Genomic DNA, 21,256 nt, shown 5'->3' on the forward strand with positions numbered 1-21,256 from the left:
CGGCAGTCAACGTCCAGCAGATGTTCACCTTGAGTTCAACCGGCCGCACGACCTGTCCCCGGCGCTGGTTAGGATGAGCCGTTCCAACCGACTCACCCCGAGGAGAACGCCGTGGCGCTGAGCCCCGACGACGTCGCCGACCTGGCCGGGCTGGCCAGGATCGACCTGACCGCCGAGGAGCGGGAGCACCTCGCCCCGCAACTCGACCAGATCCTCGAGGCCGTCGCGCAGGTCCAGCAGGTGGCCACCGACGAGGTGCCGCCGACCTCCCACGCGGTCCCGCTGACCAACGTGTTCCGCACCGACGAGGTACGGCCCTCCCTCGACCGTGACGCCGTGCTGGCCGGTGCGCCGGCCGCCGAGCAGGACCGGTTCCGGGTGCCCCGCATCCTCGACGAGGAGGCGTGATGAACGAGCTCGTGATCAGCAGTGCCGCCTCCCTCGGCGCTGCCGTCGCCGCCGGTCAGGTGTCGGCCGAGGAGGTCACCCGCGCCCACCTCGACCAGATCACCGAGGCAGAACCGCAGGTGAACGCGTTCCTGCACGTCGCGACCGAGGAGGCACTGGCCCAGGCCCGCGCCGTCGACGCCCGCCGGGCTGCCGGCGAGCAGCTCGGCCCACTGGCCGGGGTGCCGCTGGCGCTGAAGGACGTGCTGACCTGGACCAAGGCGCCGACCACCTGTGGCTCGAAGATGCTCGAGGGCTGGGTGCCGCCGTACGACGCCACCGTCACCCGGCGGCTGGTCGACGCCGGCATCGTGATCGTCGGCAAGACCAACCTGGACGAGTTCGCGATGGGCTCCTCGACCGAGAACTCCGCGTACGGATCCACCCGCAACCCGTGGGACACCGACCGGGTGCCCGGCGGCTCCGGCGGCGGATCGGCCGCAGCCCTGGCCGCCTTCGAGGCGCCACTCGCGATCGGCACCGACACCGGCGGCTCCATCCGGCAACCGGCCTCGGTGACCGGCACCGTCGGCATCAAGCCCACGTACGGCGGGGTGTCGCGCTACGGCCTGGTGGCGATGGCGTCCTCCCTCGACCAGGTCGGCCCGTGCGCCCGTTCGGTGCTGGACGCCGCCCTGCTGCACGAGGTGATCGCCGGCCACGACCCGATGGACTCCACCTCGATCGACCAGCCGGTGCCCGCGGTGGTCGACGCGGCCCGGCACGCCGACGTCTCCGGAATGCGGATCGGCGTGGTGCGCGAGCTCGGCGGAGCCGGGTACGCCCCCGGCGTCGAGCGTCGCTTCCGCGAGGCGGTCGAGCTGTTGACCCGGCTCGGCGCCGACGTGGTCGAGGTGTCCTGCCCGACGTTCGGGCACGCGCTGCCCGCGTACTACCTGATCCAGCCCAGTGAGTGCTCCTCCAACCTGGCCCGGTTCGACGCGATGCGGTACGGGCTGCGGGTCGGCGACGACGGCACCACCAGTGCCGAGGAGGTGATGGCCCGGACCCGCGAGGCCGGCTTCGGGGACGAGGTGAAGCGCCGCATCATCCTCGGCACGTACGCCCTGTCGAGCGGCTACTACGACGCGTACTACGGCTCGGCGCAGAAGGTGCGGACCTTGATCATCGAGGACTTCAACCGCGCCTGGGCCGACTGTGACGTGCTCGTCTCGCCGACCACACCGACCACGGCCTTCCGGATCGGCGAGCGGACCGACGACCCGGTCGCGATGTACCAGGCCGACCTGTGCACCCTGCCGGCCAGCCTGGCCGGCAACGCGGCCGCCTCGTTCCCGGTCGGCCTGGCCCCCGAGGACGGACTCCCGGTCGGCCTGCAGGTGATGGCGCCACCGCTGGCCGACGACCGGTTGTACCGGGTCGGTGGGGCACTGGAAGCGGCACTGGCCGAGGAGTGGGGCGGACCGTTGTGGCGGCAGCTGCCGGAACTGGAGGGCGTGGCATGAGCGAGGCCGTACTGGACTACGACGACGTGCTGGCCGCGTACGACCCGGTGCTCGGGCTCGAGGTGCACGTCGAGCTGAACACCGCGTCGAAGATGTTCTGCGGTTGTGCGACCACCTTCGGTGCTGACGCGAACACCCAGACCTGCCCGGTGTGCCTGGGGCTGCCCGGTGCACTGCCGGTGGTGAATGCGACCGCGGTCGAGTCGGCGATCCGGATCGGGCTGGCGCTCAACTGCTCGATCAGCGAGCACTGCCGGTTCGCGCGGAAGAACTACTTCTACCCCGACCAGCCGAAGAACTACCAGATCTCGCAGTACGACGAGCCGATCGCGTTCGACGGCTGGACCGAGGTCGAGGTCGACGGCGAGACGTACCGGATCGACATCGAGCGTGCCCACATGGAGGAGGACACCGGCAAGTCGCTGCACGTCGGCGGCGCCACCGGTCGGATCCACGGCGCCTCCCACTCGCTGCTCGACTACAACCGGGCCGGGGTGCCGCTGATCGAGATCGTCACCAAGCCGATCACCGGCACCGGGGCGAAGGCGCCGGAGGTCGCGCGGGCGTACGTGACCATGTTGCGTGACCTGCTGCGCGCGCTGGGTGTCTCCGACGTACGGATGGAGCACGGCTCGCTGCGGTGCGATGCGAACGTCTCGCTGATGCCGAAGGGTGCCACGGAGTTCGGCACCCGGACCGAGACCAAGAACGTGAACTCGCTGCGCTCGGTCGAGCGGGCCATCCGGTACGAGATGACCCGCCACGGGGCGATCCTCGACGACGGCGGCACCGTCAAGCTGGAGACCCGGCACTGGCACGAGGACTCCGGGCTGACCACGGCCGGCCGGTCGAAGGAGTCCGCCGAGGACTACCGCTACTTCCCCGAACCCGACCTGGTGCCGGTGGCTCCGTCGCGGGAGTGGGTCGACCAGCTGCGGGGCACCCTGCCCGAGCCGCCGGCCGAGCGGATGAAGCGGCTGCAGGCCGACTGGGGGTTCACCGACCTGGAGATGCGCGACGTCCGCAGCTCGGAGGCGGTCGAACTGGTCGAGTCGACCGTCGCCGCCGGATGTGCCCCGCAGGCCGCCCGCAAGTGGTGGCTCAGTGAGCTGACCCGTCGGGCCAACGAGGCCGGGGTGGAGTTGGCCGAGGTCGGGATGAGCCCGGCCCAGGTCGCCGAGCTGCAGGGCCTGGTCGAGCAGAAGGTGATCAACGACAAGCTGGCCCGACAGGTGATCGACGGGGTGCTGGCAGGGGAGGGCGACCCGGCCGCCGTGGTCGAGTCCCGGCAGCTCGCGGTGGTCTCCGACGACGGTGCGCTGTCGGCGGCGGTCGACGAGGTGATCGCCGCCAACCCCGACATCGTCGCCAAGATCGCCGGGGGCAAGGTGCAGGCGGCCGGTGCCCTGATCGGTCAGGTGATGAAGGCGATGAAGGGTCAGGCCGACGCCGGCCGGGTCCGCGAACTGATCATGGAGAAGGTGGCTGGCGAGCGCGGCTGACCCTCAGCCGAGCGGCACCCGCAGGACCCGGTCGTCACCGGACTTCGGGGTCGCCCGGCCGTCGGTGTTGGACGTGACCAACAGCAGGTGGCTGCCGTCCGGGGCGGCCACGACGGTCCGCAGTCGGCCGTACGTGCCGGCGAAGTGGTCCCGTGGCTCACCGGCCTTGCCGTCGTCGAGCGGGATCTCCCACAGCCGGCTGCCCCGCAGTGCCGCCATCCACAGTGAGCCCCGCGTGTACGCCAGCCCGGACGGGGACGCCTCGTCGGTCGACCAGGTGTGGACCGGGTTGGTCATCCCCTCGATGGTCGACTCGTCGCCCTCGATCGCCGGCCAGCCGTAGTTGCCGCCGGCGCGGATCAGGTTCAGCTCGTCCTGGGTCTGGTTGCCGAACTCGCTGGCCCACAACCGGTCCCCGTCGTCGAAGGCGAGCCCTTGGACGTTGCGGTGGCCGTACGAGAAGACCTCGTTGTCGAACGGGTTGTCCGGGGCGGGTGCACCGTCGGGGGTGAGCCGCAGGATCTTGCCGGCCAGGGACGACTGTTCCTGGGCGAGTCGACGCTCGGCGGCGTCGCCGGTGCTGACGTACAACAGGCCGTCGGGTCCGAAGGCGAGCCGGCCGCCGTCGTGACGCGCGGCGTACGGGATGCCGTCCAGAATGACCTCGGGGGCGGTGGCCGCTTCACCGTCCCACGCGAACCGGGTGATCCGGTTGTCCCGGCCCGTGGTGTGGTACGCGTACAGCGCGGTCTCGTCGGGGGAGACCGCGATGCCGAGCAGGCCGCCCTCCGACGACGGCTCGACGTCCTCCACCTCGACGACCTCTGTTGCCCGGCCGTCGGAGACCCGCTTGATCAGTCCGGTGTCGCGCTCCGACACCAGCATCGTGGCGTCGGCGAGCAGGGCGAGTCCCCACGGCGAGGTGAGGCCGGTGACCACATCGGTCGGCTCACCCACCGTCGGCGGCCCGGCAGGCGTCGGGGTGGGGGTGGTCGTGGGAGTGCGCGTGGGGGTGGGTGTCGGGGTCGGTGCCGTCGTCCCGGCCGGTGTCGGCCCGGGTGTCGGCGGCGGGGTCCCGTCGGGCCGGGGCGCACAGCCGGCAACCGCAGCGGTGCCGGCCGTGGCGAACAGGGCGAGGGCGGCGCGGCGGTCCATGATCAGCGCCAGTCGTCGGAGTCGAGCACGTCCGGATCGCCGACCAGGTCAACCACGGCGGCCTGGCGGCGACCACTCGCGTACAGCAACAGCTCCGCGGGGAGACCGATGATCGTCACCGTCCGGTCCCCGGCGGCCGCGCGAACCGTCTCGTGGTCGGCGTCGGCGCGTTCCAGCACGATCCCGGCGGCCGGGTCGCGGAACATCACCCTCGACATGAGCTTCAGGCGGCGCCAGATCAAGTCCTGGGTGTCGGCGCCGAGTTCGCGCGGGGCCGCGGGAGGGTCACCGGCACGACGGACGTCCTCGTGGTGCACGAAGTACTCGGTCGCGTTGGCGGCCTCGTCGATCCCCGGGATGGCGAACAGCGAGAACCGGTTCGGACCCTGCCGGAGCCGCTCGACCAGCTCCGGGTACGGCCAGCGGGCCTTGGCCTCGGCCATCCGGCGATCGGTGAAGGAGGCCAACGGCTTGGCCATGATGCCGGTCGCCGCCAGCGGGTCGGTCTCCCGGATCCACAGGTGGGCGGCGAGGTCGTGGGTCAACCAGCCCTCGCACAGGGTCGGGGCGTCCGGGCCGGTCGCCAGGAACAGGTCACACAGCTCGATCCGCTCGGCGTGGGCAAAGGTCATGGCGGTCAGCGTATGTCAGGCAGAATGGCGGCCATGACCTCGCTGGATCCCGACCTTGCCGCACGCGTGCGGTGGAATGACGACGGGCTGGTGCCCGCCGTCGTGCAGGACCTCGACTCCAAGGCCGTGTTGATGCTGGCCTGGCAGGATGCCGACGCCCTGCACCGCACCCTGACCACCGGCCGCGCCACCTACTGGTCGCGGAGCCGGCAGCAGTCGTGGGTGAAGGGGGAGACCAGCGGTCACGTGCAGTGGGTGCACGGGGCCAGCCTCGACTGCGACGGCGACACCGTGCTGCTCACCGTGCGGCAGGTCGGTGCGGCCTGCCACACCGGCACCACCACCTGCTTCGACGGCCGCGAGCTGACGGCGACGGTGTCGGATCCTCTCGAAAGGCGGCAGGGATGACGATCACGCCTGACCTCGACACCTTCCGCACCCTGGCCACCGACCGCCGGGTGATCAGCGTCCACCGGCGGCTGGTGCACGACGCCGAGACCGTGGTCGGACTGTATGCCCGGCTGGCCCAGGGCCGACCGGGAACCTTCTGCTTCGAGTCCGCCGAGCAGGGCGGGGTGTGGAACCGCTACTCCTTCATCGGCGTGAACAGTGCGGCCACCTTGACCGAGGTCGACGGGCAGGCCTCGTGGTCGGGTCATGTGCCGGCCGGGTTGCCGACCGAGGGCGATCCGCTACAGGTGCTGCGGGACACCCTCACTGCGCTGCACACCCCGCGGGACGAGGCACTGCCCCCGTTCACCTCCGGCATGGTCGGCTACCTCGGCTACGACACCGTCCGCCGGGTCGAGGTGTTGCCCGACACCAATCCCGACGACATCGGCATCCCCGAGATGGTGATGTTCCTGGCCTCCGACCTGGTCGTCGTCGACCACCACCTGGGCGAGGTGTGGCTGATCGCGAACGCGATCAACTTCGACGCCTCCGACGAGCGGGTCGACCAGGCGTGGACCGACGCGGTCGACCGGATCGAGGCAATGACCCGGGCCCTGCTCGCCCCGACCCCGGCGCTGGTCAGCGACCCGGGAGCCGAGCCGGCCGCCCCGACCATCACCCGGCAACGAACCCCCGCCGAGTACCAGTCGGCGGTCGAGGCAGCGGTCGAGGAGATCAAGGCCGGCGAGGCCTTCCAGATCGTGGTGAGCCAACGCTTCGACGTGGCCTGCGAGGTCGACGCCTTCGAGGTGTACCGGGCGTTGCGGCTGTCGAACCCCAGCCCCTACCTGTACCTGTTGCGACTGGACGGGTTCGACGTGGTCGGCTCGTCACCGGAGGCCCTAGTGACGGTCCAGGGCGGCCAGGCCGTGACCCATCCGATCGCCGGTTCGAAGCCGCGTGGTGCCACCCCCGCCGAGGACGCCGAACTCGAGGCCGAGCTGCTGGCCGATCCGAAGGAGCGGGCCGAGCACCTGATGCTGGTCGACCTGAGCCGCAACGACCTGGGGCGGGTCTGCGAGCCCGGAACCGTCGAGGTGGTCGAGTTCATGGAGGTCCGCCGCTACAGCCACATCATGCACCTCGAGTCGAGCGTGGTGGGCCGTGTCGCGGCCGACCGGAGTGCCTTGGACGTGCTGCTGGCCTGCTTCCCGGCCGGCACCCTGTCCGGCGCCCCGAAGGTGCGGGCGATGGAGATCATCGACCGGCTCGAGGTGAGCCGCCGGGGCCTGTACGGCGGGGTCGTCGGCTACTTCGACTTCGCCGGCGACGGTGACTCGGCGATCGCGATCCGGACCGCGGTGCTGCGCGACGGTACGGCCCACGTCCAGGCCGGTGCCGGGATCGTCGCCGACTCGGTGCCCGAGACCGAGGACCTCGAGACCGGGAACAAGGCCGCAGCCCTGGTCCGCGCGATCGGGCTCGCCACCGCCCGACGGCGGCTGGCGGAGCAGTGAACCGGCCGGCGTTCGCCGGCACCGCACTGGGCGGGGTGGCCGCGCTGCTGTGCGCCGGCCAGCCGTGGTGGCAGGTCGGGACCGACGGTGGCCCGGTCCAGATCTCCGGCACCGACGCGGCGGCCGGTCTGCCGACCGCGGTGGCTGCGGTGGTGGCGGCCGGGGCATTGCTGTCGTTGGCGCTGCGGGGCCGCGGCCGGACCGTCCTCGGGGTGCTGCTCGCCGTCGCCGCCGTCGGCATGGTCGTCCTCGGGGTCGTCGCCCCGGAGCCGAGCGCGCAGCTGGCGGCGGCCGCCGTCCAGCAGGTCAGTCTCGGTGCGCCGGGGGAGTTGACCCGCAGTTGGGGTGGCTGGGCGTACGCCGGCTGCGGATTGGTCGGTCTGGTGGGTGCGGTGGCGTTGGTCGTGGTGCGCGGCACGACGCGTACCGGCGACCGCTTCGACCGGACGACACCGGCGTCGGCGGAAGCCGTCCTTGGTGCCGCCGGCGAGCTCGACCCGCTGCTAGCATGGCGCGCCCTTGACGCCGGCGACGACCCGACCGATCCGAAGGGTGACCCCGATTCCCCATCCGGCGCGGAACAGGACACAATGAGGGATGGGCGTCCTAGCGCCCCAACCCCGACGCACGCAGAACCTGGAGGCAGAGATGGCAGGGACGGCCACGACGAGGGACCCGGAGCTTGAGCGGGCCGCCAAGCGGAAGCCCATGCCCCACCACGGCCGGACCCCGGCTGCCTGGACCGGCATCGCCATCGCCTTCATCGGCTTCGTCATCGGCTGCTACGGCGCGTTGGTCGTCAACTGGTTGCTGATGGGTGTCGGGGCGGCCGTCCTGGTGCTCGCCCTGGTCGTGGTGCAGGTGATGCGCGCCCTCGACCTCGGGGCCGACTGACCATGAACGTCCTCGACGACATCATCGCCGGTGTCCGGGAGGACCTGGCCGCACGTGAGCGGCAGGTGAGCCTGGACGAGTTGAAGGCCAGGGTGCGCAGTGCCCCGGACGCCATCGACCCGTTGCCGGCCTTCCAGAGCCACGGGGTCTCGGTGATCGCCGAGGTCAAGCGGGCCTCACCCAGCAAGGGTGCCCTGGCCCAGATCAGCGACCCCGCCAAGTTGGCCGCCCAGTACGAGACCGGCGGGGCCAGCGCGATCTCGGTGCTGACCGAACGGCGCCGTTTCGGCGGTTCCCTCGACGACCTGGTCGCCGTCCGCCGTGCCGTGGAGATCCCCGTACTCCGCAAGGACTTCATCGTCACCGCCTACCAGCTCTTCGAGGCCCGCGCCGCCGGCGCCGACATCGCCCTGCTGATCGTCGCCGCACTCACCGACTCCGAGTTGGCTGGGCTGATCGAACGGGCCACCTCGATCGGCCTCACCCCGCTGGTCGAGGCCCACACGGGCGAGGAGATCGAGCGGGCCGTGGCGGCCGGTGCGACCGTGATCGGCATCAACAACCGCAACCTGCAGACCCTCGAGGTCGACACGTCCACCTTCGCGAAGCTGGCCCCGCTGGTCCCCGAGGGGATCGTCCGGATCGCCGAGTCTGGCGTGAAGGGCCCCAAGGACGTCTTCGAACTGTCCCGGGTGGGTGCCGACGTGGTGCTGGTCGGGGAGGCCCTGGTGACCGGCGACGACCCGCAGACCGCGGTCGCCGACCTGGTCGCGGCCGGGGCGCACCCGGCCTGCCCGCACCGGTGACGCGCCCCCCCGTCGCCGCCCGTTCCTGCTGATCGTTCCTGTTGAGAAAGGCTTCCGTGTCCGTGACCCCACCATCGTCCGGTCCTGATCCGTCGGGCCACTTCGAGGACTTCGGCGGCAAGTTCGTCCCCGAGGCACTGCACGCCGCGCTGACCGAACTGGAGAAGGCCTTCGAGTCGGCCCGCAACGACCCCGAGTTCACCCGCCGGCTCGACGGGCTGCTCACCGACTACGCCGGGCGGCCCTCACCGCTGACCGAGGCCCACCGGCTCTCCGAGCACGCCGACGGGGCGCGGATCCTGCTGAAGCGGGAGGACCTCAACCACACCGGGTCCCACAAGATCAACAACGTCCTCGGGCAGGCGTTGCTGACCCAGCGGATGGGCAAGACCCGGGTGATCGCCGAGACCGGTGCCGGGCAGCACGGGGTGGCGACCGCGACCGCGGCAGCCCTGCTGGGGTTGGAGTGCACGGTCTACATGGGTGAGGTCGACACCGAACGGCAGGCCCTCAACGTCGCCCGGATGCAGTTGCTCGGCGCCGAGGTGGTCGCGGTCGCCTCCGGCAGCCGGACCTTGAAGGACGCGATGAACGACGCCCTGCGCGACTGGGTGTCGACGGTCGACACCACCCACTACCTGATCGGGTCGGTCGGCGGCCCGCACCCGTTCCCGATGCTGGTGCGCGAGTTCCAGCGGATCATCGGGGCCGAGGCCCGCGCCCAGGTCCAGCAGCGGTACGGCCGGCTGCCCGATGCGGTGGCCGCCTGCGTCGGTGGTGGGTCCAATGCGATGGGCATCTTCGCCGACTTCGTCGACGACACCGGCGTCGCGCTGTACGGCTTCGAGGCCGGCGGCGAGGGCCTGGCCAGCGGGCGCCACGCCGCCACCGTCACCGAGGGCAACATCGGGGTGCTGCACGGGATGCGCACCTATGTGCTGCAGGACGCCGACGGCCAGACCAAGGAGTCACACTCGGTGTCGGCCGGACTCGACTACCCCGGGGTGGGCCCTGAGCACGCGTGGCTGGCCCGGAGCGGTCGCGCCCACTACGAGGCGGTGACCGACGACGAGGCGATGGCGGCGTTGCGGCTGCTGACCCGGACCGAGGGCATCCTGCCCGCGATCGAGTCCGCCCACGCGGTGGCCGGTGCGCTACGGCTCGGCCGTCGGCTGGTCCGCGAGCGTGGCACCGGCGGTGAGCCGCCGCTGATCCTGGTCAACCTGTCCGGTCGTGGCGACAAGGACGTGGCGACCGCGATCGAATGGTTCGGCCTCGACGGCCGACCCGACAGCGTGTCGGGGGCCGACGCATGAGCACCAACACCGACCCCAACCCCAACACGTCGGCCACCGCGTTCAGTCGTGCCCGCGACGAGGGGCGCGGTGCGTTCGTCGCCTACCTCCCCGTCGGCTACCCCGACGTCGAGACCTCGTACCGGGCGATGGAGACCGTCGCCGAGCACGCCGACCTGATCGAGGTCGGGATGCCGTACTCCGATCCGGTGATGGACGGGGTGACGGTGCAGCGGGCGACCACCCGCGCGCTGCAGCGCGGCGTCCGGGTGCGGGACCTCTTCGGCGCCGTCGAACGGGTCGCCGCGACCGGCACCCCCGCGGTCTCGATGATCTACTGGAACCTGGTCGAGCGGTACGGGGTGGACGCCTTCGCCCGCGACCTCGCCGCCGCCGGCGGATCCGGGTTGATCACCCCCGACCTGACCCCCGACGAGGCCGACGCGTGGATCGCCGCCTCCGACACCCACGGACTGGACCGCATCTTCCTGGTGTCGCCGTCGTCGACCGACGAGCGACTCGCGATGACGCTCGAGGCGTGCCGGGGTTGGGTGTACGCCACCGCGCTGATGGGCGTCACCGGGACCCGGACGAACGTCAGCTCGATGGCCCCCGAACTCGTCGCCCGGATCCGGGCCACCAGCCCCGACACCCTGGTCGGCGTCGGACTGGGCGTCGCCGACGGTGACCAGGCCGCCGAGGTGGCTGGGTTCGCCGACGGGGTGATCGTCGGGTCGGCCCTGGTGAAGCAGTTGTTGGCCGCCGAGGCCGCCGGGAACCCCGATGACCTGTCCGGGCTCGCCGAGCTCGCGGCCGAACTCGCTGCCGGTGTCCGCCGGGCCGACCGGGAACAATTCGGCGCCCGGCAGGGTTGAACACGTGTGAGTCGAACTTTGCGTCCTGCCGTCCTGGCGGTGGTCATCGTCCTGCTGTTCGCCGTCGCCGGGTGCGTCGCGCCGACCACCGAGCAGGGGCCGGTCGTGGTGAACGACCCGGGCGACGACGGCTGGGGCGGCACCAGGGTCACCACCCCGTACGAGGTGCCCGACCTCTCGCTGACCGACGCCCACGGGCAGTCGTACAACCTGCGGACCAGCCCGTCGACCCCGGTCACCCTGGTCTTCTTCGGCTACACGAACTGCCCCGACGTGTGCATCGCCGTGCTGTCCGACGTCGCGATGGCGCTGAAGCGCAGCGACCCGGGGGTGGCCGACCGGATCACCATGGTGTTCGTCACCACCGATCCGAACCGTGACACCCCCGACGCGATCGAGGCCTACCTCGACCGGTTCGACCCGACCTTCGTCGGACTGACCGGTGAGATGTCGGACATCAAGGCGCTGGCGAAGCCGCTCGGCGTCCCCATCGAAGGCATGAAGAAGTTGCCCAGTGGGGGGTACGAGGTCGGCCACGGAGCCCAGGTGATCGGCATCAACGCCAAGGACCAGGGGGTCATGGTGTGGACGCCCGGCACCCCGATCGGTGACCTGATGGCCGACTACCAGCGCCTCGTCGCCGAGCAGTGACGGTGAGGTGGTGACCAGCTTCGCCCGGGTGCAGCCGTGGCTGTCGCTGTTGGTGCGCCTCGCCCTGGCCGGGATCCTGCTGTGGGCCGGACTGGCCAAGCTGGTCGAGCCGCTGGTCGCCCTGCAGGCGGTCGCCGCGTACGAACTGCTGCCGCAGGCGTTGATCCCGATCGTCGGGTACGGGCTACCGTTGCTCGAGGTCGCGATGGGGTCGTTGTTGCTGCTCGGCCTGCTGACCCGATGGGTCGCGGTCGGCACCGCGGTACTGATGGTGGTGTTCATCGCCGGGGTCGCCTCGGCCTGGGCCCGCGGGCTGACGATCGACTGCGGCTGCTTCGGCGGTGGCGGTCAGGTCGCGCCGGGGGAGACCCAGTACCTCGCCGAGATCCTGCGCGACCTGGGGTTCATCGCCCTGGCCGCGTGGTTGGTGGTCTTCCCGCGCTCGAGGTTCGGCCTCGACGCGCGGTACGCAGAACTGGACGACGACGAGTGATCGGAGAGGTGGAGCGGTGAGCAAGCCGGCCAAGAAGAAGATCGGGGCGCAGGGTAGGTCGCAGCGGGCCAGGATGGCCGAGGAGCGGGCCCGCGTCGAGCGGCGGCGGCGGGAACGCCGTACCGTCATCGGCATCGCGCTCGGCCTGGCGATTGCGCTGGTCATCGGCGGTGTGGTGTGGCTGGTCGTCGACTCCAACTCCAACGCCGGCCGCAGTGCCCAGGCCGCGGCCATCGTCGAGGTGCAGCAGGAGCCGACCGAGGGGCAGCCGATCCGGTTCGGCCGGACCGATGCGCCCCGCACCATGACGCTGTACGTCGACTTCCACTGTGTCCACTGTGTCGGCTTCGAGGAGAAGTTCGGCGACGTGGTCCTCGAGGCGGAGAACACCGGCCAGCTGCAGCTGCTCGTCTACCCGATGTCGTTCATCGACCAGGGCTCGGTGCAGGCGGCCAACGGCTTCGCCTGTTCGGCCCGGGCCGGATTCCCACGCGCCTACTTCAACGGGCTGTTCGCGAACGCGACACGGCAGTGGACCGACGAGCAACTGCTGGCACTGCCCGACGAGGTCGGCCACACCGCGACCGACGAGTTCACCCAGTGCGTCACCGGACAGCAGCAGATGGGTTGGGTAGCCTCGATCTCGACCACGGCCGAACAGCAGGGCATCACCGGCACTCCGACGGTCCTGCTGGACGGTGAGACCGTCGACTACGGTCGGCTGTCGGTCGACGACATGCGTCAGCTGCTCGCGGCCTGACCGAGGCGAGAGGACGCCCGTGTTCCCGTACGTGATCCCCAGTCCGCCGTCCGGGGTGTGGTACGTCCTCGGGTTCCCGATCCGGGCGTACGCGATCTGCATCCTGGCCGGCATCGTGGTGGCGCTCGTGCTGTCGATGCGGCGCTGGAAGGCACGCGGCGGCAACCCCGAGACCATCGAGACCGTCGCCATCGTGGCAGTGCCGTTGGGCATCATCGGGGCCCGGATCTACCACGTCATCACCGACTACCAGCTCTACTTCGGCCCCGGTCGTGACCCGATCCGGGCGCTCTACATCTGGGAGGGCGGTCTCGGCATCTGGGGTGCCGTCGCGCTGGGGGCGCTCGGGGCGTGGTTGGTCGCCCGGAAGCGGGGCGCCAGCTTCCTGGCGATCGCCGACACGATGGCACCGGGGATCGTGCTCGCCCAGGCGATCGGGCGACTCGGCAACTGGTTCAACCAAGAACTGTTCGGCCGGCCGACCGACCTGCCGTGGGGGCTGGCGATCGACCCCGCGAACCGGCCCGCCGGGTTCGAACAGTTCGACACGTTCCACCCGACCTTCCTGTACGAGATGTTGTGGAACCTCGGTGTCTTGGCGGTGCTGCTCTGGGCCGATCGCCGGTTCCGGCTCGGTCACGGCAAGGTGTTCGCGCTGTACGTGGTGCTCTACACCGTGGGCCGATTCTGGATCGAGGCGCTGCGGATCGACGCCGTCAACACCATCGGCGGCTTCCGCCTCAACAACTACACCTCACTGATCGTGTTCGTGGCAGCCCTGGTCTGGCTGGTGTGGCTGATCCGGTTCCGCCCCGGCCGGGAAGAGGTCGTGGATGCGTCCGTGGTTGTGCCGGACACGGAAACCGAGGTTGCAGAACCGACCGATTCTGCAGCACCTCATAAGGAACCGTAATCAACGTCACGTCCACCATTGCCGTTGATGTTTTTCGCAGTGCGGAATGCTGGGTTACGCTTCCCTGCGCACCAGCGGACGACGGATGGAGGGACCATGAGCGCCTCGGCTGACCTCGGACCACACCGGGCCCCCATCCCGTCGAAGCCCGCGCCGGCGAAGGTCGGCCTCTACGACCGTGCCTTCGAGCACGACGCCTGCGGTGTCGCGATGGTCGCCACCCTGACCGGGGTGCCCAGCCACGAGATCGTCGCCCAGGGCCTGCAGGCGCTGCGGAACCTTGATCATCGAGGGGCCACCGGGGCGGACGCCGCCACCGGCGACGGGGCCGGAATCATGATCCAGGTGCCGGACGAGTTCCTCCGCACGGCCTGCGACTTCGCGCTGCCGAAGCGTGGGGCGTACGCCATCGGGCTGGCATTCCTGCCCACCGACGAAACCGAGGCCGCGACGGCCCGGGCGGCGGTGGAGCAGTTGGCCGCCCAGGAGGCTCTCACCGTGCTCGGCTGGCGGCCGGTGCCGATCGACGACAGCTCCCTGAGTGACGTGTCGCGCGGCGCGATGCCTCGGTTCGAGCATCTGATCGTCGCCGGCGCGGAGATGCCGGTGCAGGGGATGCCGCTGGAGCGGCGGGCCCACGCACTGCGGCGTCGGTCGAAGCGGGAGGCCGGCGTCTACTTCCCGTCGCTGTCGGGCCGTACCCTGGTCTACAAGGGGATGCTGACCCCCGACCAGCTCGGCGATCTCTACCTCGATCTGGCCGATCCCGAGCTGGCCAGCGCGATGGCGCTGGTGCACTCCCGGTTCTCGACCAACACCTTCCCCGACTGGGAACTGGCGCATCCGTTCAAGCTGATCGCGCACAACGGCGAGATCAACACCGTCCGCGGCAACCGCAACTGGATGCGGGCCCGGGAGGAACTGCTCGCCTCGAACGTGATCCCCGGCGACCTGTCACGGCTGTTCCCGATCTGCTCCCCGGGAGCATCGGACTCGGCCTCCTTCGACGGGGTGGTCGAGCTGCTCCACCTGGGTGGTCGGTCACTGCCGCACGCGATCTTGATGATGATGCCGCCCGCCTGGGAGAACGATCCGACCCTGGATCCGAAGCTGCGTGACTTCTACGCCTTCCACGCCTGCCTGATGGAACCGTGGGACGGTCCGGCGTGCGTGGTGTTCACCGACGGCACCCAGATCGGTGCGGTGCTCGACCGCAACGGGCTGCGCCCGGGGCGTTTCTTGGTCACCGACGACGGTCTGGTCGTGCTGGCCTCGGAGGCCGGAGTGCTGGACGTCCCCGACGAACGCGTGGTGTCGAAGGGCCGGCTACAGCCGGGGAAGATGTTCCTGGCCGACCTGGCCCAGCACCGGATCATCCCCGACGACGAGATCAAGGCCCAGTTGGCCGAGGCCGCCCCGTACGGGGAGTGGTTGCTCGGCGGCCGGCTGCACCTCGACGACCTGCCCGACCGGGAGCACACCGTCCACTCCCACGCGTCGGTGACCCGACGCCAGCAGGTGTTCGGCTACACCGAGGAGGAGCTGCGGATCCTGCTCGCCCCGATGGCCAACACCGGTGCCGAGCCGATCGGTGCGATGGGCACCGACACCCCATTGGCGGTGCTGAGCCGGCGGCCCCGGTTGCTGTTCGACTACTTCACCCAGCTGTTCGCCCAGGTCACCAACCCGCCGCTGGACGCACTGCGGGAGGAGATGGTGACGTCGCTGGCCAACACCATCGGCCCGGAGTGGAACCTGCTCGACCCGGGTCCGGCATCGTGCCGTCGGCTGGTGCTGCCGTTCCCGGTGATCGACAACGACGACCTGACCAAGATCGTCAAGATCAACGTCGACGGTGACATGCCCGGATTCGCCACCCATGTGGTCCGCGGGCTGTACGACGTCGCCGGTGGGGCGACCGCGTTGGCCGACCGGCTCGACGAGCTGGCGCGGGAGTGCTCGGAGGCGATCCGCGCGGGGGCGCGCACCATCGTGTTGTCGGACCGCCACTCGACCGCGGAGAAGGCGCCGATCCCGTCGCTGCTGCTGACCGCGTCGATCCACCATCACCTGGTCCGGGAGAAGACCCGCACCAAGGTGGGGCTCGTCGTCGAGGCCGGTGACGTCCGCGAGGTGCACCACGTCGCGCTGTTGATCGGGTACGGCGCCGGCGCGGTCAACCCGTACCTGGCGATCGAGTCGGCCGAGGACCTCGCCCGCCGTGGGGTGTACGTGGACGTCGAGCCCGAGCAGGCCGTCGCGCACGTGATCAAGGCGCTCGGCAAGGGGGTGCTGAAGGTGATGAGCAAGATCGGCATCTCGACCGTCGCCTCCTACACCGGCGCGCAGATCTTCGAGGCGATCGGGCTCAGCAAGGAGTTGGTCGACCGGCACTTCACCGCGACCGAGTCGCGGCTCGGCGGCATCGGGGTGGCCGAACTGGCCGAGGAGATCCGGCAACGCCACCTGACCGCCTACCCGGCCGACGGGATCCCGCTGGCACACCGGACGTTGCCGGTCGGCGGTGAGTACCAGTGGCGCCGTGAGGGCGAGCAGCACCTGTTCGACCCCGAGACCGTGTTCCGGCTGCAGCACTCCACCCGGCAGGGCCGCTACGACGTGTTCAAGGACTACACCGCCCGCGTCGACGACCAGTCCGAGCGGCTGATGACGCTGCGCGGCATGTTGCGGTTCCGCAGTGACCGGCCGCCGGTCCCGCTGGCCGAGGTGGAGCCGGTGTCGTCGATCGTCAAGCGCTTCAGCACCGGTGCGATGTCGTACGGCTCGATCAGCGCCGAGGCGCACGAGACCCTGGCGATCGCGATGAACCGGCTCGGCGCCCGGTCCAACACCGGCGAGGGGGGCGAGGACCCCGAGCGGCTGGCCGACCCGGAGCGGCGGTCGGCGATCAAGCAGGTCGCCTCCGGCCGGTTCGGCGTCACTTCGGAGTACCTGACCCGGGCCACCGACATCCAGATCAAGATGGCCCAGGGGGCCAAGCCGGGGGAGGGCGGCCAGCTGCCCGGCCCGAAGGTGTACCCGTGGATCGCCCGCACCCGGCACGCCACGACCGGGGTCGGGCTGATCTCGCCGCCACCCCACCACGACATCTACTCCATCGAGGACCTCAAGCAGCTGATCCACGACCTGAAGAACGCCAACCCCACAGCCCGGGTGCACGTGAAGCTGGTCGGGGAGGCCGGGATCGGCACGGTCGCGGCCGGGGTGGTGAAGGCGAAGGCCGACGTGGTGCTGGTCTCGGGCCACGACGGTGGTACGGGGGCGGCACCGCTCACCTCGCTGAAGCACGCCGGCGGACCGTGGGAGCTCGGGCTGGCCGAGACTCAGCAAACCCTGCTCCACAACGGACTTCGGGATCGGATCACCGTCCAGGTCGACGGCCAGCTGAAGACCGGGCGCGACGTCGTGGTGGCCGCGTTGTTGGGGGCCGAGGAGTTCGGTTTCGCCACCGCACCGCTGGTCGTGTCGGGCTGTGTGATGATGCGGGTCTGCCATCTTGACACCTGTCCGGTCGGCGTGGCCACGCAGAACCCGGAGCTGCGGCAGAAGTTCACCGGCAAGCCGGAGTTCGTGATCAACTTCTTCGAGTTCATCGCCGAGGAGGTCCGCGAACACCTTGCTGCGTTGGGCTTCCGGAGCATCGACGAGGCCGTCGGCCAGGTGGAGTCGCTGGACTGGCGACCGGCCGCCGGACACTGGAAGGCACACGGGCTCGACCTGTCACCGATCCTCGCCACGGCAGGCGACCCGGGTGGCGTGCGACGCCGTACGACCAATCAGGACCACGCCCTCGAGGCCGGTCTCGACACCGAGTTGATCAAGATCGCCGAGCCGGCGTTGGAGCGCGGGGAACCGGTCCGCGCCGAGGTCGCGGTCCGCAACATCCACCGCACCGTCGGCACCCGACTCGGCCACGAGGTCACCCGCCGGTACGGCGGCGCCGGACTTCCCGACGGCACCGTCGAGCTGACGCTGACCGGGTCGGCCGGCCAGTCGTTCGGCGCGTTCCTGCCGTCGGGGGTCACCCTGCGGCTGGTCGGCGACGGCAACGACTACGTGGGCAAGGGACTGTCGGGTGGTCGGATCGTGGTCCGACCACCGGTGGCCGCCAGCCGCCCGGCGGAGGAGAACATCGTCGCCGGCAACGTGATCGGGTACGGCGCCACCTCCGGTGAGCTGTTCCTGCGTGGCCAGGTCGGCGAACGGTTCGCGGTCCGCAACTCCGGGGCCACCGCGGTGGTCGAAGGGGTCGGCGACCACGCGTGCGAGTACATGACCGGCGGTGAGGTGGTGATCCTGGGCCCCACCGGCCGGAACGTGGCGGCCGGCATGTCCGGCGGGGTGGCGTACCTGCTCGACGCGAACGAGTCGTTGATCAACACCGAGCTGGTCGACACGCACCCGCTCGGCGACGGCGACGTCGACCACCTGGCGCAACTGCTGCTGCGGCACGTCGAGCTCACCGACTCGGCCGTCGCGGCCCGGGTGCTGGCGGCCGGACCGAGCTGGCGCGACCGGTTCACCAAGGTCGTCCCGCGGGACTGGGCCCGGGTCCGGGCCGCCGGGGAGGCCGCGCTGGCCGACGGGCTCGACGAGAACGAACGTGCACTGCGGATGATGGAGGCGGCTCATGGCTGATCCCCGAGGGTTCATCACCACCGATCGCCGCGAGGCCACCAAGCGGCCCGTCGCCGAACGCCTCGGCGACTGGAACGAGGTGTACCCCGGCGGTCCGGGAAAGGCGCTGCTGCCGATCATCACCGAACAGGCGGGCCGCTGCATGGACTGCGGCATCCCGTTCTGCCACAACGGTTGCCCACTGGGCAACCTGGTACCGGAGTGGAACGGCCTGGTCCACTCCGACGACTGGGAGGCCGCCCTCGACCGGCTGCACGCCACCAACAACTTCCCGGAGTTCACCGGTCGGCTGTGCCCGGCACCGTGTGAGACCGCCTGTGTGGTGGCGATCAGCCGGGACGCGGTGACGATCAAGAACGTCGAGGTCGCCATCATCGACAAGGGTTTCGCCGACCGTCGGGTGGAGCCGCAGCAACCGGACTGGCACACCGGTCACACCGTCGCGGTGATCGGTTCGGGTCCGGCCGGGCTGGCCGCGGCCCAACAACTCACCCGCGCCGGCCACACCGTCGCGGTGTTCGAGCGCGACGACGCCCCGGGCGGGCTGCTGCGCTACGGGATCCCCGAGTTCAAGATGGAGAAGCACATCCTCGACCGGCGGATTCGGCAGCTGAAGGACGAGGGCACCAACTTCCGTTGCAACGTGGAGGTCGGCCGCGACGTGACCGGTCGGCAGCTCAAGGAACGCTACGACGCGGTCGTGGTGGCAACCGGGGCGACCGTGCCCCGCGACGTCGCCCTGCCGGGCCGGGAGCTGGCCGGCATCCACTTCGCGATGGACTACCTGGTGCCGGCGAACCACGCCAGCCTGGGTCGTTCGGCCCCCGGCCTGATCGACGCCGCCGGCAAGCACGTGGTGATCATCGGCGGCGGCGACACCGGCGCCGACTGCCTCGGTACGGCGTTGCGCCAAGGTGCGGCGTCGGTCACCCAGCTCGACCACAACGTCGAGCCGCCGACCGACCGGGCCGACCATGAGCCGTGGCCGATGTACCCGCGGGTGTTCCGGGTGTCCTCGGCGAACGAGGAGGGCGGCGACCAGGTGTACCGGGCGTCCACGGTCGAGTTCACCGGCGAGGACGGTCGGGTCACTGGCCTGAAGCTGGTCGACGTGGTCCGCGAGAACCGGGTCAACACTCCGGTGCCCGGCACCGAACGGGTGATCCCGTGCGACCTGGTGCTGTTGGCGATGGGCTACACCGGCCCGGAGACCTCGGTGCCGGAGCAACTGGGGGTCGCCCTCGACGAGCCGGGCCTGATCGCCCGGGACAACGACTGGGCCACCAACGTCCCCGGGGTGTACGTGTGCGGCGACGCCGGACGGGGCCAGTCACTGATCGTGTGGGCGATCGCCGAGGGTCGCGCCTGCGCGGCCGCGGTGGACGAGTACCTGGCGGGGGAGTCGAAGCTGCCACGCCCCGTACGACCGAGTGACGTGGCGATCACGGTCTAGGGCGTGTCTCCCAAAGGTTGGGGCGTTGCGCTGAGACGCTGCGGGGGTGTCGCGAACTGCATTGCTGAGCGACGGCCAGTGGGAGTTGATCGAGCCGTTGATGCCGCGCTCGAACGGGCGGAGGGGCCGGCCCTTTCGGGATCACCGCATGGTCGTCGAAGGGATCATCTATCGCTACCGGGCCGGGATCGCGTGGCGTGATCTTCCCGAGCGCTTCGGGCCGTGGCAGACGGTATGGAAGCGCCACCGCCGCTTCAGCGGCGACGGCACCTGGGACGCCATCTTGACGGTGTTGCTCGCTGAGGCCGACGCGGCCGGGTTGATCGACTGGGAGGTCTCGGTCGACTCCACGGTCAACCGGGCTCACCAGCACGCGACGAACCTGCCCCGGGACACAGGGGGCTCTGTCGAACTACACGAATCTGCGCGAGGAGCCGCCTGACCACGCTGTCGGACGCTCCCGCGGCGGGCTCTCGACGAAGATCCACCACCTGTGCGACGGGAACATGCGCCCGCTGGTGATGCTCTTGGGGCCCGGTCAGGGCGGGGACTCCCCGATGTTCGAGCACGTCATGAAGTCGCTGAGTGTCCCCCGCGTCGGCCCAGGGCGGCCGCGGACCACGCCGGTGCGGGCGCTGGGCGATAAGGCGTACTCCTCGCGGGCCAACCGCCAGTTCCTGCGACGGCGCGGCATCCAGGCCGTCATCCCCGAACGCTCAGACCAGATCGCCAACCGTCAACGCCGCGGGTGCGAGGGCGGACGACCGGTCAGCTACGACACCGAGGCTTACAAGCGGCGCAACGTCGTCGAACGCTCCTTCAACATCTTCAAGCAGTGGCGCGCCCTGGCCACCCGCTACGACAAGCTCGCCTTGACCTACCGAGGCGGCGTCGTCCTCCGCGCCATCACGATCTGGCTCCGTGCACTACGGTAGATGGATCGAGGTAACCGGGGCCACGCGCAACGGAGACCGTGGAGGTGGTCAGGCATGACAGAACCCGACACCCAGCCGTGTGTACGTGGCCGGCAGCTCACTGCGAGCACGGCGGTGGTAGCCGTGCTCGCCATCCCCGTCGGCCTCGGCCTCTCCATCTTCGGGTTCTTCGGCTGGTGCGTCGGTCCCTTGGTTCTCATCGCCGGCCTTGTCGGGCAACGCCTGCGCCGCGGATGGGGATCCTGGGCGATCTGGTTCGGCGTCGGGCTGACTCTGGGAGCGCTGGCATACATCACCACCGGTCTGCTTATCCCCGACGGACCATCATCCGGGGGCGGATCAGGCTGACCCCTGAACTAAACCGCTATACGAAACGTCGGGGCCACCGCCAGAACCATAGGGAGACACGC

At 70.5% G+C, this 21,256-nt stretch carries 20 protein-coding genes; 18 read left to right on the plus strand and 2 right to left on the minus strand.

The annotated features are described in order from the left end of the window. The first annotated feature begins 111 nt into the window (after positions 1-111). From gatC to gatB, 3 genes are read left to right on the plus strand one after another with little or no spacing between them, the layout of a single operon-like run. Positions 112-408 (plus strand): Asp-tRNA(Asn)/Glu-tRNA(Gln) amidotransferase subunit GatC, encoded by a 297-nt coding sequence (gene gatC, locus ACQBAU_RS08815; protein ID WP_434550610.1) that lies wholly within the window; start codon positions 112-114, stop codon positions 406-408. Next, positions 408-1,913 (plus strand): Asp-tRNA(Asn)/Glu-tRNA(Gln) amidotransferase subunit GatA, encoded by a 1,506-nt coding sequence (gatA, locus tag ACQBAU_RS08820; protein ID WP_465256564.1) that lies wholly within the window; start codon positions 408-410, stop codon positions 1,911-1,913. The genes gatC and gatA overlap by 1 nt, the downstream gene beginning before the upstream one ends. Then, entirely contained in the window at positions 1,910-3,415 is a 1,506-nt protein-coding gene (gatB, locus tag ACQBAU_RS08825; RefSeq protein ID WP_465256565.1) for an Asp-tRNA(Asn)/Glu-tRNA(Gln) amidotransferase subunit GatB, read from the plus strand. Before gatA ends, gatB begins: the two co-directional genes overlap by 4 nt. 3 nt (positions 3,416-3,418) lie before the next feature. Here the strand turns inward: gatB and ACQBAU_RS08830 are convergent, their stop codons facing one another. Both ACQBAU_RS08830 and ACQBAU_RS08835 read right to left on the minus strand, forming a co-directional pair. Then, complete coding sequence (locus ACQBAU_RS08830; protein ID WP_465256566.1) at positions 3,419-4,570, minus strand: PQQ-dependent sugar dehydrogenase; 1,152 nt, start codon at positions 4,568-4,570, stop codon at positions 3,419-3,421. A 2-nt stretch (positions 4,571-4,572) separates the two neighbouring features. Continuing rightward, complete coding sequence (locus ACQBAU_RS08835; RefSeq protein WP_465256567.1) at positions 4,573-5,202, minus strand: TIGR03085 family metal-binding protein; 630 nt, start codon at positions 5,200-5,202, stop codon at positions 4,573-4,575. Between the two features lie 33 nt (positions 5,203-5,235). Here ACQBAU_RS08835 and hisI point away from each other — a divergent pair, with 33 nt between their 5' ends. From hisI to ACQBAU_RS08910, 15 genes are all read left to right on the plus strand, one after another. Continuing rightward, positions 5,236-5,610: a phosphoribosyl-AMP cyclohydrolase gene (gene hisI / locus ACQBAU_RS08840; RefSeq protein ID WP_465256568.1), complete on the plus strand. Its 375-nt coding sequence runs from the start codon at positions 5,236-5,238 to the stop codon at positions 5,608-5,610. Next, complete coding sequence (locus ACQBAU_RS08845; RefSeq protein ID WP_465256569.1) at positions 5,607-7,112, plus strand: anthranilate synthase component I; 1,506 nt, start codon at positions 5,607-5,609, stop codon at positions 7,110-7,112. The genes hisI and ACQBAU_RS08845 overlap by 4 nt, the downstream gene beginning before the upstream one ends. After that, positions 7,109-7,798 (plus strand): Trp biosynthesis-associated membrane protein, encoded by a 690-nt coding sequence (locus tag ACQBAU_RS08850; protein WP_465256570.1) that lies wholly within the window; start codon positions 7,109-7,111, stop codon positions 7,796-7,798. The genes ACQBAU_RS08845 and ACQBAU_RS08850 overlap by 4 nt, the downstream gene beginning before the upstream one ends. 22 nt (positions 7,799-7,820) lie before the next feature. Continuing rightward, on the plus strand, positions 7,821-8,006 hold the full coding sequence (locus tag ACQBAU_RS08855) for an HGxxPAAW family protein (RefSeq protein ID WP_465256571.1): 186 nt from the start codon (positions 7,821-7,823) through the stop codon (positions 8,004-8,006). Positions 8,007-8,008: 2 nt separating this feature from the next. Continuing rightward, positions 8,009-8,812, plus strand: a complete 804-nt coding sequence (gene trpC / locus ACQBAU_RS08860) for an indole-3-glycerol phosphate synthase TrpC (RefSeq protein ID WP_434550599.1) — start codon at positions 8,009-8,011, stop codon at positions 8,810-8,812. A gap of 62 nt (positions 8,813-8,874) precedes the next feature. Next, positions 8,875-10,128 (plus strand): tryptophan synthase subunit beta, encoded by a 1,254-nt coding sequence (gene trpB / locus ACQBAU_RS08865; RefSeq protein ID WP_434550598.1) that lies wholly within the window; start codon positions 8,875-8,877, stop codon positions 10,126-10,128. Further along, positions 10,125-10,982 carry a tryptophan synthase subunit alpha gene (gene trpA / locus ACQBAU_RS08870; RefSeq protein WP_465256572.1) on the plus strand — a complete coding sequence of 286 codons (858 nt, stop codon included), beginning with the start codon at positions 10,125-10,127 and terminating at the stop codon, positions 10,980-10,982. Before trpB ends, trpA begins: the two co-directional genes overlap by 4 nt. 6 nt (positions 10,983-10,988) lie before the next feature. Next, on the plus strand, positions 10,989-11,633 hold the full coding sequence (locus tag ACQBAU_RS08875; RefSeq protein WP_465256573.1) for an SCO family protein: 645 nt from the start codon (positions 10,989-10,991) through the stop codon (positions 11,631-11,633). A gap of 10 nt (positions 11,634-11,643) precedes the next feature. Then, entirely contained in the window at positions 11,644-12,126 is a 483-nt protein-coding gene (locus ACQBAU_RS08880) for a MauE/DoxX family redox-associated membrane protein (RefSeq protein ID WP_465256574.1), read from the plus strand. 16 nt (positions 12,127-12,142) lie between these two features. Beyond that, positions 12,143-12,886, plus strand: coding sequence for a DsbA family protein (locus tag ACQBAU_RS08885; RefSeq protein WP_465256575.1), 744 nt, complete (start codon positions 12,143-12,145; stop codon positions 12,884-12,886). A gap of 19 nt (positions 12,887-12,905) precedes the next feature. After that, the gene (gene lgt, locus ACQBAU_RS08890; RefSeq protein WP_465256576.1) at positions 12,906-13,799 is read left to right on the plus strand and encodes a prolipoprotein diacylglyceryl transferase; all 894 of its coding nucleotides are present in this window, start codon (positions 12,906-12,908) and stop codon (positions 13,797-13,799) included. Positions 13,800-14,009: 210 nt separating this feature from the next. After that, on the plus strand, positions 14,010-18,458 hold the full coding sequence (gltB, locus tag ACQBAU_RS08895) for a glutamate synthase large subunit (protein ID WP_465259502.1): 4,449 nt from the start codon (positions 14,010-14,012) through the stop codon (positions 18,456-18,458). Then, positions 18,451-19,911 carry a glutamate synthase subunit beta gene (locus tag ACQBAU_RS08900; protein WP_465256578.1) on the plus strand — a complete coding sequence of 487 codons (1,461 nt, stop codon included), beginning with the start codon at positions 18,451-18,453 and terminating at the stop codon, positions 19,909-19,911. The genes gltB and ACQBAU_RS08900 overlap by 8 nt, the downstream gene beginning before the upstream one ends. Positions 19,912-19,957: 46 nt before the next feature. Beyond that, positions 19,958-20,846, plus strand: a protein-coding gene (locus ACQBAU_RS08905; protein WP_465256579.1) for an IS5 family transposase whose coding sequence is annotated in 2 segments (ribosomal slippage) — positions 19,958-20,304 and positions 20,303-20,846 — 891 coding nt in all. Because the reading frame shifts where the segments join, the coding sequence is not laid out codon by codon here. Positions 20,847-20,900: 54 nt separating this feature from the next. Continuing rightward, complete coding sequence (locus tag ACQBAU_RS08910) at positions 20,901-21,194, plus strand: hypothetical protein (protein ID WP_465256580.1); 294 nt, start codon at positions 20,901-20,903, stop codon at positions 21,192-21,194. Positions 21,195-21,256: the final 62 nt, after the last annotated feature.

The organism is Carbonicoccus niuqiaonis, from assembly GCF_050157065.1.
Classification (GTDB): Bacteria; Actinomycetota; Actinomycetes; order Propionibacteriales; family Propionibacteriaceae; genus Avipropionibacterium.

What these genes read in the sequence shown, in the direction of transcription:
- gatA (WP_465256564.1), top strand. Translation starts at nt 408, where the DNA reads ATGAACGAGCTCGTGATCAGCAGTGCCGCCTCCCTCGGCGCTGCCGTC.
- gatB (WP_465256565.1), top strand. Translation starts at nt 1,910, where the DNA reads ATGAGCGAGGCCGTACTGGACTACGACGACGTGCTGGCCGCGTACGAC.
- ACQBAU_RS08830 (WP_465256566.1), bottom strand. Translation starts at nt 4,570, where the DNA reads ATGGACCGCCGCGCCGCCCTCGCCCTGTTCGCCACGGCCGGCACCGCT.
- ACQBAU_RS08835 (WP_465256567.1), bottom strand. Translation starts at nt 5,202, where the DNA reads ATGACCTTTGCCCACGCCGAGCGGATCGAGCTGTGTGACCTGTTCCTG.
- hisI (WP_465256568.1), top strand. Translation starts at nt 5,236, where the DNA reads ATGACCTCGCTGGATCCCGACCTTGCCGCACGCGTGCGGTGGAATGAC.
- ACQBAU_RS08845 (WP_465256569.1), top strand. Translation starts at nt 5,607, where the DNA reads ATGACGATCACGCCTGACCTCGACACCTTCCGCACCCTGGCCACCGAC.
- ACQBAU_RS08855 (WP_465256571.1), top strand. Translation starts at nt 7,821, where the DNA reads ATGCCCCACCACGGCCGGACCCCGGCTGCCTGGACCGGCATCGCCATC.
- trpC (WP_434550599.1), top strand. Translation starts at nt 8,009, where the DNA reads ATGAACGTCCTCGACGACATCATCGCCGGTGTCCGGGAGGACCTGGCC.
- trpA (WP_465256572.1), top strand. Translation starts at nt 10,125, where the DNA reads ATGAGCACCAACACCGACCCCAACCCCAACACGTCGGCCACCGCGTTC.
- gltB (WP_465259502.1), top strand. Translation starts at nt 14,010, where the DNA reads ATGGTCGCCACCCTGACCGGGGTGCCCAGCCACGAGATCGTCGCCCAG.
- ACQBAU_RS08900 (WP_465256578.1), top strand. Translation starts at nt 18,451, where the DNA reads ATGGCTGATCCCCGAGGGTTCATCACCACCGATCGCCGCGAGGCCACC.
- ACQBAU_RS08910 (WP_465256580.1), top strand. Translation starts at nt 20,901, where the DNA reads ATGACAGAACCCGACACCCAGCCGTGTGTACGTGGCCGGCAGCTCACT.